Source organism: Micromonospora sp. NBC_00362, assembly GCF_026342155.1.
Classification (GTDB): Bacteria; Actinomycetota; Actinomycetes; order Mycobacteriales; family Micromonosporaceae; genus Micromonospora; species Micromonospora hortensis.
On record NZ_JAPENH010000001.1, the window covers coordinates 6,618,048 to 6,630,501 of the forward strand.

At 69.8% G+C, this 12,454-nt stretch carries 11 protein-coding genes; 8 read left to right on the forward strand and 3 right to left on the reverse strand.

Annotated elements, in window-relative coordinates; genetic code table 11:
* Positions 1-41 precede the first annotated feature (41 nt).
* Together tal and tkt are read right to left on the reverse strand one after the other, a co-directional pair.
* Positions 42-1,220, reverse strand: coding sequence for a transaldolase (gene tal / locus OG992_RS30605; RefSeq protein ID WP_112606085.1), 1,179 nt, complete (start codon positions 1,218-1,220; stop codon positions 42-44).
* A gap of 15 nt (positions 1,221-1,235) precedes the next feature.
* Positions 1,236-3,374 (reverse strand): transketolase, encoded by a 2,139-nt coding sequence (gene tkt / locus OG992_RS30610; protein WP_266304953.1) that lies wholly within the window; start codon positions 3,372-3,374, stop codon positions 1,236-1,238.
* 266 nt (positions 3,375-3,640) lie between these two features.
* Here tkt and OG992_RS30615 point away from each other — a divergent pair, with 266 nt between their 5' ends.
* The 3 genes from OG992_RS30615 (at position 3,641) to OG992_RS30625 (ending at position 6,283) form a co-directional block, all read left to right on the forward strand.
* Complete coding sequence (locus OG992_RS30615) at positions 3,641-4,594, forward strand: heme o synthase (protein WP_266304954.1); 954 nt, start codon at positions 3,641-3,643, stop codon at positions 4,592-4,594.
* 418 nt (positions 4,595-5,012) lie between these two features.
* Positions 5,013-5,348 (forward strand): hypothetical protein, encoded by a 336-nt coding sequence (locus tag OG992_RS30620; protein ID WP_238685511.1) that lies wholly within the window; start codon positions 5,013-5,015, stop codon positions 5,346-5,348.
* Between the two features lie 14 nt (positions 5,349-5,362).
* On the forward strand, positions 5,363-6,283 hold the full coding sequence (locus OG992_RS30625; RefSeq protein ID WP_266304955.1) for a RimK family alpha-L-glutamate ligase: 921 nt from the start codon (positions 5,363-5,365) through the stop codon (positions 6,281-6,283).
* Between the two features lie 547 nt (positions 6,284-6,830).
* Here the strand turns inward: OG992_RS30625 and OG992_RS30630 are convergent.
* Positions 6,831-7,793 carry a heme A synthase gene (locus tag OG992_RS30630; RefSeq protein ID WP_266304956.1) on the reverse strand — a complete coding sequence of 321 codons (963 nt, stop codon included), beginning with the start codon at positions 7,791-7,793 and terminating at the stop codon, positions 6,831-6,833.
* A 176-nt stretch (positions 7,794-7,969) separates the two neighbouring features.
* Here OG992_RS30630 and OG992_RS30635 point away from each other — a divergent pair, with 176 nt between their 5' ends.
* From OG992_RS30635 to sufC, 5 genes are all read left to right on the forward strand, one after another.
* The gene (locus OG992_RS30635) at positions 7,970-8,692 is read left to right on the forward strand and encodes a metalloregulator ArsR/SmtB family transcription factor (RefSeq protein WP_210785015.1); all 723 of its coding nucleotides are present in this window, start codon (positions 7,970-7,972) and stop codon (positions 8,690-8,692) included.
* Positions 8,689-10,119, forward strand: a complete 1,431-nt coding sequence (gene sufB / locus OG992_RS30640; RefSeq protein ID WP_091403689.1) for a Fe-S cluster assembly protein SufB — start codon at positions 8,689-8,691, stop codon at positions 10,117-10,119. The genes OG992_RS30635 and sufB overlap by 4 nt, the downstream gene beginning before the upstream one ends.
* A gap of 88 nt (positions 10,120-10,207) precedes the next feature.
* Complete coding sequence (sufD, locus tag OG992_RS30645) at positions 10,208-11,353, forward strand: Fe-S cluster assembly protein SufD (protein WP_238682680.1); 1,146 nt, start codon at positions 10,208-10,210, stop codon at positions 11,351-11,353.
* On the forward strand, positions 11,353-11,679 hold the full coding sequence (locus tag OG992_RS30650) for a non-heme iron oxygenase ferredoxin subunit (RefSeq protein WP_091403693.1): 327 nt from the start codon (positions 11,353-11,355) through the stop codon (positions 11,677-11,679). The genes sufD and OG992_RS30650 overlap by 1 nt, the downstream gene beginning before the upstream one ends.
* The gene (gene sufC / locus OG992_RS30655) at positions 11,679-12,452 is read left to right on the forward strand and encodes a Fe-S cluster assembly ATPase SufC (protein WP_238682679.1); all 774 of its coding nucleotides are present in this window, start codon (positions 11,679-11,681) and stop codon (positions 12,450-12,452) included. The genes OG992_RS30650 and sufC overlap by 1 nt, the downstream gene beginning before the upstream one ends.
* Positions 12,453-12,454 lie beyond the last annotated feature (2 nt).

Consider the following 12,454-nt stretch of genomic DNA (forward strand, 5'->3'; position numbering starts at 1 on the left):
CACCTTCGCACTGAGCTTGCTGATTCGCTCGCTGCGCTCGCTCATGCGTTACCACCGGCCTTCTCGGCGGCCTTGGCGTTGCCCTTGGCCGCCTTGTTCGGGGCACCCTTGCCCTTGGCCGCCGCCTCCAGGGACTTGCGGACCCCGTCGAGAAGCTCCTGCCAGCTGGCCTCGAACTTCTCCACGCCCTCGCGCTCCAGGGTGACGATCACGTCGTCCATGTCCACCCCGACCGACTCCAGGTCGGCGAAGACCTTCCGGGCCGCGTCGTAGGCGCCGGTGATGGTGTCGCCGCGGGTCTCGCCGTGATCGGCGTACGCGTGGATGACCGACTCCGGCATGGTGTTGACGGTGCCGGGCGCGATCAGCTCCTCGACGTAGATGACGTCCCGGTAGTCCGGGTTCTTCGTCGAGGTGGACGCCCACAGCGGCCGCTGCGGGTGCGCGCCGGCGGCGGCGAGCGCCTTCCAGCGGTCGGAGGAGAAGACCTCGGTGTAGCGCTCGTACGCCAGTTGCGCGTTGGCGACGGCGGCCTTGCCCTTGAGGGCCTTCGCCTGGTCGGAGCCGACCTTCTCGAGCCGCTTGTCGACCTCGGAGTCGACCCGGGAGACGAAGAACGACGCCACCGAGCCGATCTTGGACAGGTCGTGGCCGTTCGCCTTGGCCTGCTCCAGACCGGCGAGGAACGCCTCCATGACCGCCGAGTAGCGGTCCAGACCGAAGATCAGCGTGACGTTGACGCTGATCCCCTCGGCCAGGGTGGCGGTGATCGCCGGGAGGCCGGCCTCGGTGGCCGGGATCTTGATGTACAGGTTGGGGCGGTCCACCAGCCACCACAGGGCCTTGGCCTCGGCCACCGTCCGGTCGCTCTCGTGTGCCAGCCGGGGGTCCACCTCGATGGAGACCCGGCCGTCGACACCGTCGCTGCCGTCGTACGACGGGCGCATCACGTCGCAGGCCCACCGCACGTCGTACGTGGTGAGCATGCGCACCGACTCCTCGACCTCGACGCCACGGGTGGCGAGGTCGTGCAGCTGCCAGTTGTACTCGTCGGCGTCACTCAGCGCCTTGGCGAAGATCGTCGGGTTGGTGGTGACGCCGGCCACGTGCTTCTCGCGGCGCAGCTGGTCCAGCCCGCCGGAGCTCAAACGCACCCGGGAAAGATCATCGAGCCAGACCGCCACACCCGCGGCGGTGAGCTCATTCAGCTTGTCCGTCATGCCATCCACGCTCCCTCAGTTGCCGGTCGTGAAACCGGTGATGTCGCCCACCCGGGCCAGCGAGGCGTGTGCTGCCGCCACGATCCGGTCGGGGGTGAACCCGAACTGCTCGAAGAGCACGGTGTGCGGGGCGCTCGCTCCGTAGTGCTCCAGGCTCACGCTCTCGCCCAGGTCACCGACGACACCGCGCCAGGACATCGCGATGCCCGCCTCCACGCTCACCCGTGCCTTTACCCCGCGCGGGAGCACCGACTCCCGGTACGCCTCGTCCTGCTCGTAGAACCACTCCTGGCAGGGCATCGAGACGACCCGGGTCGGGGTGCCGTCGGCCTCCAGCCGCTCCCGGGCGGTCAGGCAGAGCTGCACCTCGGAACCGGTGCCGACGATGATCACCTGAGGCTTGCCGTTGGACGCCTCGGCCAGCACGTAGCCGCCCTTGGCCACGCCCTCCGCGCCGCCCAGGACGTCGCGGTCCATGGTCGGCAGCGGCTGACGGCTCAACGCCAGCGCGGTCGGCCGGTCGGTGTGCTCCAGCGCCTGCCGCCAGGCCCAGGCGGTCTCGTTGGCGTCCGCCGGACGGACCACGTCCAGGCCCGGGATGGCGCGCAGCGCGGTCAGGTGCTCCACCGGCTGGTGGGTCGGGCCGTCCTCGCCGAGGCCGATCGAGTCGTGCGTCCAGACGTAGGTCACCGGCAGCTTCATCAGCGCGGCCAGCCGCACCGACGGACGCATGTAGTCGCTGAAGACCAGGAACGTGCCACCGTACGGGCGGGTGCCACCGTGCAGGGCGATGCCGTTGAGGATCGCGCCCATGGCGTGCTCACGGATGCCGAAGTGCAGCGTGCGGCCGTACTCGTGGCCCGGGAAGTCCTTGGTGGCGTGGGTGGCCGGAATGAACGACGGCTCGCCCTTCATCGTGGTGTTGTTGCTCTCGGCCAGGTCGGCCGAGCCGCCCCACAGCTCCGGGAGCACCGGCGCGAGCGCCTCCAGCACCTTGCCGGAGGCGGCCCGGGTGGCCACCCCCTTGGCGTCCGCGGGGAAGACCGGCAACGCGTCGGTCCAGCCGTCGGGGAGTACGTGACCAGCCAGCCGCTCGTAGAGCGCGGTGCGCTCCGGGTTGGCCTTCTTCCAGGCGTCGAACGCGGTGGTCCACTCCTGCTGGGCGTCGGAGCCCCGGCCCATCACGGTGCGGGCGTGGCTGAGCACGTCCTCGTCGACCTGGAAGGTCTGCTCCGGGTCGAAGTCGAGGATCCGCTTGGTGGCCTTCACCTCGTCGGCGCCGAGCGCCGAGCCGTGGATCTTGCCGGTGTTCTGCTTGTTGGGCGCGGGCCAGCCGATGATGGTGCGCAGCGCGATGAAGGACGGGCGGCCGGTCTCCGCCTTGGCGGCGACCAGCGCCGCGTACAGCGCCTCGGCGTCCTCGTGGTAGTCGCCCTGGTCGGCGTCGCCGCTGCGCCAGTCGACGGTCTGCACGTGCCAGCCGTACGCCTCGTAGCGGGCGGCCACGTCCTCGCTCTTGGCGATCCGGGTGTCGTCCTCGATGGAGATCTCGTTGTCGTCGTAGATCACCGTGAGGTTGCCCAGTTGCTGGTGCCCGGCGAGGGCGCTGGCCTCGTGGCTGATGCCCTCCTCGATGTCACCGTCGGAGACGATGCACCAGATGTCGTGGTCGAAGACGGACGCGCCGAGCTCGGCCTCGGGGTCGAACAGGCCGCGCTCGCGGCGGGCAGCCATGGCCATGCCGACGGCGTTGCCCAGACCCTGCCCGAGCGGGCCGGTGGTGGTCTCGACGCCCGGCGTGTGCCCGTGCTCGGGGTGCCCCGGCGTCTGCGAGCCCCACTGCCGCAGCGACTTGAGGTCGTCCAGGCTCAGCGGGTAGCCGGAGAGGAACAGCTGGATGTAGAGCGTCAGGCTGGAGTGCCCGGCGGAGAGAACGAACCGGTCGCGGCCGGGCCAGTTCGGGTCGGCCGGGTTGTGCCGCATGACGCGGTTGAAGAGGAGGTACGCCGCGGGCGCGAGGCTCATCGCGGTGCCCGGGTGGCCGTTGCCGGATTTCTCTACGGCGTCCATGGCCAGCACGCGGACGGTATCTACGGCCCGGCGATCGAGGTCGGACCAGTTCAGTGCGGAGTGCTCGGGTCGTTTAACAGCCACGATGGTTGTGCTCCTCGGCAGATGGGCGGAACCCTCACCGATGACCTTATCGAGCGTCCCTAAACGCGCGCCCGGGGATCTCAGCATGGTGTGCGCTACGTGACGATCCGGATGCTCGGTTCAACCCTGTGGTGTGACGGCCCGCACCGTTGTCGGGTCGGCCGGGCAGCCAAAACGACGACGCGTAGTGTGTGGGTCGGTATGCGGGCCCGTGCGGTCCCGACCAATCCGATCTCCCCGTGCCCGATGCCGGAAGGTGGCAATCCGTGAGCATGATCACCGAGCGCCCCGCGAGCAACCCGGCCGGGCCACACCCGGCGCGGGCGGCCGAGGGCCCGGTGGCCCGGCGGGACGTACGCGCGGTCCTGTCGTCGTACGTGGCGCTCACCAAGCCGCGGATCGTCGAGTTGCTGCTGGTCACCACCATCCCGGCGATGATGCTCGCCGAGGGTGGGCTGCCGTCGCTGTGGCTGATGGCCATCGTGCTGATCGGCGGCTCGCTCGCCGCCGGCGCGGCCAGCGTCCTCAACTGCTACATCGACCGCGACATCGACCAGCTGATGCGGCGTACCAAGCGTCGGCCGCTGCCGGCGCACACCGTGTCGCCGCGCAGCGCGCTGATCTTCGGTCTGGTGCTGGCGGCCGTGTCGGTGGCCCTGATGGCGGCGTTCACCAACCTGCTGGCCGCCGGGCTGACCCTCGCCGCGATCGCCTACTACGACCTCGTCTACACCCTGTGGCTCAAGCGTTCCACCCCGACGAACACCTTCTGGGGCGGCGCCTGCGGGGCGGCGCCGGTGCTGATCGGGTGGGCTGCGGTGACCGGCTCGCTGGCGCCGGCCGCCTGGGGGCTCTTCGTTGTGGTCTTCTTCTGGCAGATGCCGCACTTCTACCCGCTCGCCATGAAGTACAAGGATGACTACGCCCGAGCCGGCATTCCGATGCTGCCCGTGGTGGCCTCGATCCGCCGGGTGAACGCCGAGATCCTGATCTTCGCGTGGCTCACAGTGCTCACCTCCCTGGCCGTCTGGCCGCTGGGGCTCAGCGCGATCTACGGGGTGCCGACACTGGTGGTGGGTGCCATCTTCGTTGTCGAGGCACACCGGCTCTGCCGGCGCGCCACGCGCGGCGAGGCGGTCAAGCCGATGCGGCTGTTCCACTGGTCGACGACGTACCTGACGATCGTCTTCGTGGCCGTCGCGCTCGACGCGCTGATCTGACCCGTCCCGCACGGTCCGGCTCTGGCCCTTCACGTCCACGGCAGTGGCCTCCGCCTGTCTGCTTCGCCTGGCTGTCGGCTCCCCGCGCGGTGCGGCCCCGGCTCGTCGCCCCTCGCATCGTTTGTCAGTAGTCACGCCGTGGCTCTGACTGGCGAGCGGCACCGATGATCTCCTGACTAATCATGGACGTGGATGAGTTGTCCGGGTTTAACGTCACATCAGAGTAACTTTCGGCATGAGTCGGATGGGCTCAACCTGGGGCGGTTCGAGGGTGATTTCCCGACGTGCTTTGAGCGTAAAAGTCAGTAAATAAACGGACAGTGAACCTGTGGTCGTCCTTAAACCTGTAGGTAATTGGCATCACAAAAGGTTCATGGTTCTCGCCCCACGGGGTGCAACTCTGCTTAGGCTTCGCGTCATGGCAGATGGTTCCGATACGACGCTGACGGCCGAGCAGACCACCGGCGAGCAGGCGCCCCAAGGCCTGGTCGCGGGCCTCAAGGCGTTCGCGGCCGGACACGGCGGCGCGAAGGCGGTCATCGAGTACGTCGGCAAGCGTGGCGCGCGGATCGTCCTGGTGGGTTCCGACGGCGAGTGGGGCGACCAGTTCGCCGACGACACCGTCACCGCCCGGGAAGCGTGCGCCAAGGCGGGAGTCACCGTCGAGAACGCCTGGGAGCGTGAACTGATGGACCAGATGCGTCCGAGCAACGACCTCTGGCGGTCGATGGCCCGGCGCACGATGGCCCGCTGAAATAGACAGCTGAATTGACCACATATCACCAGTCGACCCGGGGGGAACCCCGGGTCGCTCTCGTCACCTGCTCCGACCTGGCCGACCTCGACCCGGACGACCGGCTGGTCCTGGCCCCGCTCGCCGCCCGTGGCGTCGCCGTCCAGACCGCCGTCTGGGACGACCCCGACGTCGACTGGTCGTCCTACGACCTTGTCGTGCTCCGCTCACCCTGGGACTACGCGCTCCGCCGCGACGAGTTCGTGTCCTGGGCGGCCACCGTGCCGACGCTGGCCAACCCGGCGGACGTGGTCCGCTGGAACACCGACAAGCGCTACCTCGCCGAGCTGAGCGCCGCCGGGGTGCCAACCGTGCCGACGTCGTGGATCGAGCCGGGGGAGAGCTGGCAGCTGCCCGCCGAAACCGGCGAGTACGTGCTCAAACCCGCGGTCAGCGCCGGCAGCCAGGACACCGGCCGGTACGACCTGGCCGACCCGGAACACCGGGACCTGGCCGCCGCACATGTTCGCCGGCTCTCCGACGCCGGCCGGGTCACCATGGTCCAGCCGTACCTGCGGGCCGTCGACACCGAGGGCGAAACGGCACTGCTCTTCCTGGCCGGCCCCGAGGGGCTCGCGTTCAGCCACGCGATCCGCAAGGGTCCGATGCTGTCCGGGCCGGACCCCGGCCCGGACGGGCTCTACAAGGCCGAGGAGATCACCGCCCGCACCGCCCGCCTCGAACAGCTGGCGGTAGCCGAGCAGACCCTCGCGACGGTGCCCGGCGGCACCCGACAGCTGCTCTACGCCCGGGTCGACCTGATCCCCGGCCCGGACGGCGAGCCGGTCCTGGTCGAGCTGGAGCTGACCGAGCCGTCGCTCTTCATCGGGTACGCGGACGGCGCCCCCGACCGCCTCGCCACCGCGATCACCACTCACCTGGCCCGCAACGCCTGACCCCTCACCCCCGAACGACCGCCCGTGCCGGCGTGCCGCCCGTGCCGGCGTGCCGCCCGTGCCGGCGTGCCGCCCGTGCCGGCGTGCCGCCCGTGCCGGCGTGCCGCCCGTGCCGGCGTGCCGCCCGTGCCGGCGTGCCGCCCGTGCCGGCGTGCCGCCGCCCGCAAGATCGCGCAACATCCTGGTTGTAGTGGCTTCCCGGCGGTCCGTGGCCACTACATCCTGGTTCGAGTGCGATCTTGGCGGCCGTGGGCGGCCAAACCCGGGTCCCGGTCTTCCCGGGGGCGGGTTCGCCGTCAAGATCCGCGCAATATCAGGGATGTTGCTGTCTCCCCGTGTGTCGGAGGCAGCAACATCCGGGAAGTTGCGGAGATCTTGGCGCGGGGCGCGGGGCGCGGGGCGCGGGGCGCGGGGCGCGGGGCGCGGGGCGCGGGGCGCGGGGCGCGGGGCGCGCTTGCGGGGTGACGTTCGTTGTGGGGCAGGCGTTGCCGGCCAGGTGCGCGGTGATTGCGGCGCGCGGGTGATCCGGGCCGGGGCGGCCTTGCGGTTAGGCGGTGACTGGTACCGGGGCTGCGTCGGTCGGGGTGGCCTGGCGGGCCGGCGCGACCGGGCGGCGTTCCCGGGTGGACCACTGCACCGACAGGGCGGCCAGCAACACCAGGCAGGAGCCGAGCATGTGCGCTCCGACCAGGAGCGCCGGCACGTGGGTGAAGTACTGCACGAAGCCGATCAGACCCTGACCCAACTCCACGGCGACCAGGATGATCGCGGCGCGGGTGGCCCGCTGCGCGCCGACGGCGCGGAACGCGAAGATCAGCGCCACCGAGAGACCGATCAGCAGGAAGACCCCGTCCGCGTGCACTTGCGAGATCGTCTCCGGGTCGAGCCCGTTGCGAGCGGCGCCGTGGTCGCCGGCGTGCGGGCCGCTGCCGGTGACCCAGGTGCCGACGACCAGCACGGCGACGGTGACGCCGGTGGTGACCCGGGCCAGCGCGCGCAGCGGTGCGGGCACCACGGCCACTGTCGGGCCGTCGGGGTCGCCGATGCGTCGCCAGAGGGCGTACGCGGCGGCGATCACGGCCATCGAGGCGAGGAAGTGCAGCCCGACCACCCACGGGTTGAGGTTGGTCAGCACTGTGATGCCACCGATCACCGCCTGGGCGGGGATGCCCAGGAAGACCGCCACGGCCAGTGCGAGGAGCCCGGGTCGGCGGGGCCGGTGCAGCAGTACGGCCAGCACGGTGGCCAGCGCGATCAGACCCACAGCGAAGGTCAGCATGCGGTTGCCGAACTCGATCACCCCGTACACGCCCATCTCGGGCGTGGTGACGTAGGAATCGTCGGTGCACCGGGGCCAGGTGGGGCAGCCGAGGCCCGAGGCGGTCAACCGGACGGCCCCGCCGGTGACGACGATGCCCACGTTCGCGATGATCGAGGCGAGCGCGAGGCGGCGCAGCAGGATGCCGGAGACCGGACGGACGATTCGGTTCACGGCGCAAATCCTACGCACCGTAGTGATCGAGGTTCGTCCGACTCCGGCGGGTCGGTGGTTGGGATCACCGGGGCCCGGGTTTGCGACCCTCCGGGTAATTACGTAACGTTGGCGTTGTGAAAAACGCGGCGGCGCTCTCCGGGCACCAACCGACGGCCGTACCGGCCCTCGGTGCGTCCGCGTCCGCGCCTGTCGTGACCACGTCGGCGGGCCTCGCCGGCCCGGCGGCGGCCGAGGTCTCCACCCGGGATCGGGTCACCCAGTTGCTGCTGGAGCAGGGTGCCACCACAGCCGCGCAGCTTGGCGCGGCGCTCGGGCTCAGCCCGGCGGCGATCCGCCGGCACCTCGACGCGATGCTTGCGGACGGTGACGTGTACGCCCGCGAGCAGCCCGTGCAGGGCAGTCGCGGTCGGGGGCGCCCGGCCAAGGTGTTCCTGTTGACCGAGGCCGCCCGGGTCCGCTGTGGCACACACCACTACGACAACATGGCCACCGCCGCGCTGCGCTGGATCGCCCGCAGTGGCGGTTCGGACGCGGTCGAGGCGTTCGCCACCGAGCAGGTGTCGGCTCTCGAGTCCCGTTGTCGGACGGCGATGGAGGACGCTGGCGACGAGCCTCTCGCCCGAGCCGAGGCACTCGCCGCGGCGCTCACCGGCGAGGGTTACGCTGCCAGTGCGACCACGATCGCCTCTGGCGGCCAGCTCTGTCAGCACCACTGCCCGGTGGCGCACGTGGCCGCCGAGTTTCCTCAGCTGTGCGAGGCCGAGACCGCGGTCATCTCCCGTCTGGTCGGCACCCACGTGCAGCGTCTGGCCACCATCGCGCACGGCGACGGGGTGTGCACCACGCACATCCCGACCCAGCCGGGCCGCGCTCAATCCGGTAATCCCGTAACCACTGTGAGGACAGATAGATGACCGAGCAGATCGTCCAGCCCCTGACCCAGGAAGAGCAGCTCGCCGCCCTGGGCCGGTACGAGTACGGCTGGTCCGACCCGGACGCCGCCGGGGCGGTCGCCCAGCGCGGTATCAACGAGGCGGTGGTGCGGGACATCTCGGCCAAGAAGAACGAGCCGGCGTGGATGCTCGACCTGCGGCTGAAGGGCCTGCGGCTGTTCGGCCGTAAGCCGATGCCGGCCTGGGGCGCGGACCTCACCGGGATCGACTTCGACAACATCAAGTACTTCGTGCGGTCGACCGAGAAGCAGGCCACCAGCTGGGAGGACCTGCCCGAGGACATCAAGAACACCTACGACCGGCTGGGCATCCCGGAGGCGGAGAAGCAGCGGCTGGTCGCCGGTGTCGCGGCGCAGTACGAGTCGGAGGTCGTCTACCACAAGATCCGTGAGGACCTTGAGGAGCAGGGCGTTCTCTTCCTGGACACCGACACGGCGCTGCGCGAGCACGAGGACGTCTTCAAGGAGTACTTCGGCACGGTGATCCCGGTCGGCGACAACAAGTTCGCCGCCCTGAACACCTCGGTGTGGTCCGGTGGCTCGTTCATCTACGTGCCGAAGGGCGTGCAGGTCGAGATCCCGCTGCAGGCCTACTTCCGGATCAACACGGAGAACATGGGCCAGTTCGAGCGGACGCTGATCATCGTCGACGAGGGTGCGTACGTGCACTACGTCGAGGGCTGCACCGCGCCGCTCTACTCCTCCGACTCGCTGCACAGCGCGGTCGTGGAGATCATCGTCAAGAAGAACGCGCGCTGCCGCTACACGACCATCCAGAACTGGTCGAACAACGTCTACAACCTGGTCACCAAGCGCGCCGTCTGCCACGAGGGCGCGACCATGGAGTGGGTCGACGGCAACATCGGCTCCAAGGTGACCATGAAGTACCCGGCGGTCTACATGACCGGCGAGCACGCCAAGGGCGAGGTGCTCTCGGTGGCGATGGCCGGCGAGGGTCAGCACCAGGACGCCGGCGCCAAGATGGTGCACGCCGCGCCGCACACCTCCTCGACCATCGTGTCGAAGTCGATCGCCCGTGGCGGCGGCCGCACCTCGTACCGGGGTCTGGTGCAGGTGCTGGAGGGTTCGCACCACAGCCGGAGCACCGTCAAGTGCGACGCGCTGCTGGTCGACACCATCTCCCGCTCGGACACCTACCCGTACGTCGACATCCGTGAGGACGACGTGTCGATGGGTCACGAGGCGACCGTCTCCAAGATCAGCGACGACCAGCTCTTCTACCTGATGAGCCGGGGCCTGAGCGAGGACGAGGCGATGGCCATGATCGTGCGCGGCTTCATCGAGCCGATCGCCAAGGAGCTCCCGATGGAGTACGCCCTGGAGCTCAACCGTCTGATCGAGCTTCAGATGGAGGGCGCGGTCGGCTGACGCCGCCGCTCCCCGTGGCGGGTCGGAACCTCGGCCCGTCACACCTGGCCCCAACTCGTCGTCACGGAACAGACAGACCAAGGAAGAAATGACTACCCAGGCTTCCGCGCCGCCGCCCAGCACCAAGTCGCAGGCGCTGCGCTCGTACGACGTCGCCGACTTCCCAGCCCTCACCGGCCTGGAAGAGGAGTGGCGTTTCACCCCGCTCAAGCGCCTCCGCGGCCTGACCAGTGACGCGCCGGCCGCGACCGGCTCGGTCCGACACGAGTACGGTGACCTGCCCGAGGGCGTCGCCATCACCCGGATCGGCCGGGACGACGAGCGGGTCGGCAGCGTGCTGACTCCGGTCGACCGGGTCAGCGCGTTGGCCTACGGTGCCGCCGCGGACGCCCTGCTGCTGCGGGTGGCCCCGGACGTGGTGCTCGGCGAGGCGGTCCGGCTGCGGGTGGTCGGCGAGGGTATCGCGCAGCCGGCCTTCGGTCACACCTTCGTCGAGGTGGGCCGGTTCGCCGAGGCGACAGTGGTGCTGGAGCACGTCGGGTCGGCCACCCTGGCCGACAACGTCGAGGTGGCCGTGGCGGACGGCGCGAAGCTGACGCTGGTCACTGTCGCCGACTGGGCCGACGACGCGGTCCAGGCCCAGCACCTGAAGATCAAGCTGGGCCGGGACGCGAAGGCCATCCACATCCAGGTCTCCCTGGGTGGCGACCTGGTCCGGCAGTTCACCAGCGTGGAATACACCGGGCGCGGTGGCGAGGCCGAGCTGTACGGCGTCTACTTCGCCGACTCCGGCCAGCACCTTGAGCACCGGCAGCTCGTCGACCACAGCGTCCCGGACTGCCGCAGCTACGTCGGCTACCGGGGCGCTCTGCAGGGCGAGAGCGCGCACACCGTCTGGGTGGGCGACGTCCTCATCCGGGCCGAGGCGACCGGCACCGACACGTACGAGATCAACCGGAACCTGCTGCTCACCGACGGCGCGCGGGCGGACTCCGTACCCAATCTGGAGATCGAGACCGGCGAGATCTCCGGTGCCGGCCACGCCAGCGCGACCGGCCGCTTCGATGACGAGCAGTTGTTCTACCTGATGGCCCGGGGCATTCCGGAGAGTGAGGCCCGCCGGCTGGTGGTCCGCGGTTTCTTCGCCGAGCTGATCAACAAGATCCCGGTGGAGTCGCTGCGTGAGAGCCTCGGAGACGCGATCGAGGCTCGGCTGACCAAGGCGGGCGCTTGATGATCCGCATCTGCTCCACCGAGGACGTGCCGAAGGGCACCGCGATCAGCGCGGACGTCGACGGCACGCCGATCGCCCTGGTGCACGGCGAGGACGGCGGCTTCTACGCCGCGTACGACGAGTGCTCGCACGCCTCGGTCGCGCTCTCCGAGGGCGAGGTCGACGGCTGCACGCTCGAGTGTTGGCTGCACGGCTCGCGCTTCGACCTGCGCACCGGCGAGCCGACCGGCCTGCCCGCCACCGAACCTGTCCCCGTCTATCCCGTCGAAGTCCGCGACGGCGACATCTACCTCAGCCTGACGCCGAGTAATGGAGTGACCCGATAATGAGCACCCTGGAGATCCGCGACCTGAAGGTGTCGGTCAAGCTGCCCGAGGGTGAGCTCAAGCCGATCCTGGCCGGCGTCGACCTGACCGTGAAGTCGGGCGAAACCCACGCGATCATGGGCCCGAACGGTTCCGGCAAGTCCACCCTGGCGTACTCGATCGCCGGTCACCCCAAGTACGAGATCACCGGCGGCACGGTGACCCTCGACGGCCAGGACGTGCTGGCCATGACGGTCGACGAGCGCGCCCGCGCCGGCCTCTTCCTGGCCATGCAGTACCCGGTCGAGGTGCCCGGTGTCTCGGTCGCGAACTTCCTGCGGACCGCGAAGACCGCCATCGACGGCGAGGCGCCGAAGCTCCGTACCTGGGGTGGCGAGCTGCGCGGCGCGATGGAGCGTCTCCAGATGGACCCGGCTTTCGCCCAGCGCAACGTCAACGAGGGCTTCTCCGGTGGTGAGAAGAAGCGGCACGAGATCGTCCAGCTGGAGCTGCTCAAGCCGAAGATCGCCATCCTCGACGAGACCGACTCCGGTCTCGACGTGGACGCGCTGCGCGTGGTCAGCGAGGGCGTCAACCGGGTTCGCGACAACGGTGACACCGGCGTGCTGCTGATCACCCACTACACGCGGATCCTGCGCTACATCAAGCCGGACTTCGTGCACGTCTTCGTGGCCGGCCGGATCGTCGAGCAGGGCGGCCCGGAGCTTGCCGACAAGCTCGAGGCCGAGGGCTACGAGCGGTACGCCGCCGGGGCCGGCACGGCCAAGGCCTGAGC

What these genes read in the sequence shown, in the direction of transcription:
- sufB (WP_091403689.1), top strand. Translation starts at nt 8,689, where the DNA reads ATGACCGAGCAGATCGTCCAGCCCCTGACCCAGGAAGAGCAGCTCGCC.
- OG992_RS30620 (WP_238685511.1), top strand. Translation starts at nt 5,013, where the DNA reads ATGGCAGATGGTTCCGATACGACGCTGACGGCCGAGCAGACCACCGGC.
- tal (WP_112606085.1), bottom strand. Translation starts at nt 1,220, where the DNA reads ATGACGGACAAGCTGAATGAGCTCACCGCCGCGGGTGTGGCGGTCTGG.
- sufC (WP_238682679.1), top strand. Translation starts at nt 11,679, where the DNA reads ATGAGCACCCTGGAGATCCGCGACCTGAAGGTGTCGGTCAAGCTGCCC.
- sufD (WP_238682680.1), top strand. Translation starts at nt 10,208, where the DNA reads ATGACTACCCAGGCTTCCGCGCCGCCGCCCAGCACCAAGTCGCAGGCG.
- OG992_RS30650 (WP_091403693.1), top strand. Translation starts at nt 11,353, where the DNA reads ATGATCCGCATCTGCTCCACCGAGGACGTGCCGAAGGGCACCGCGATC.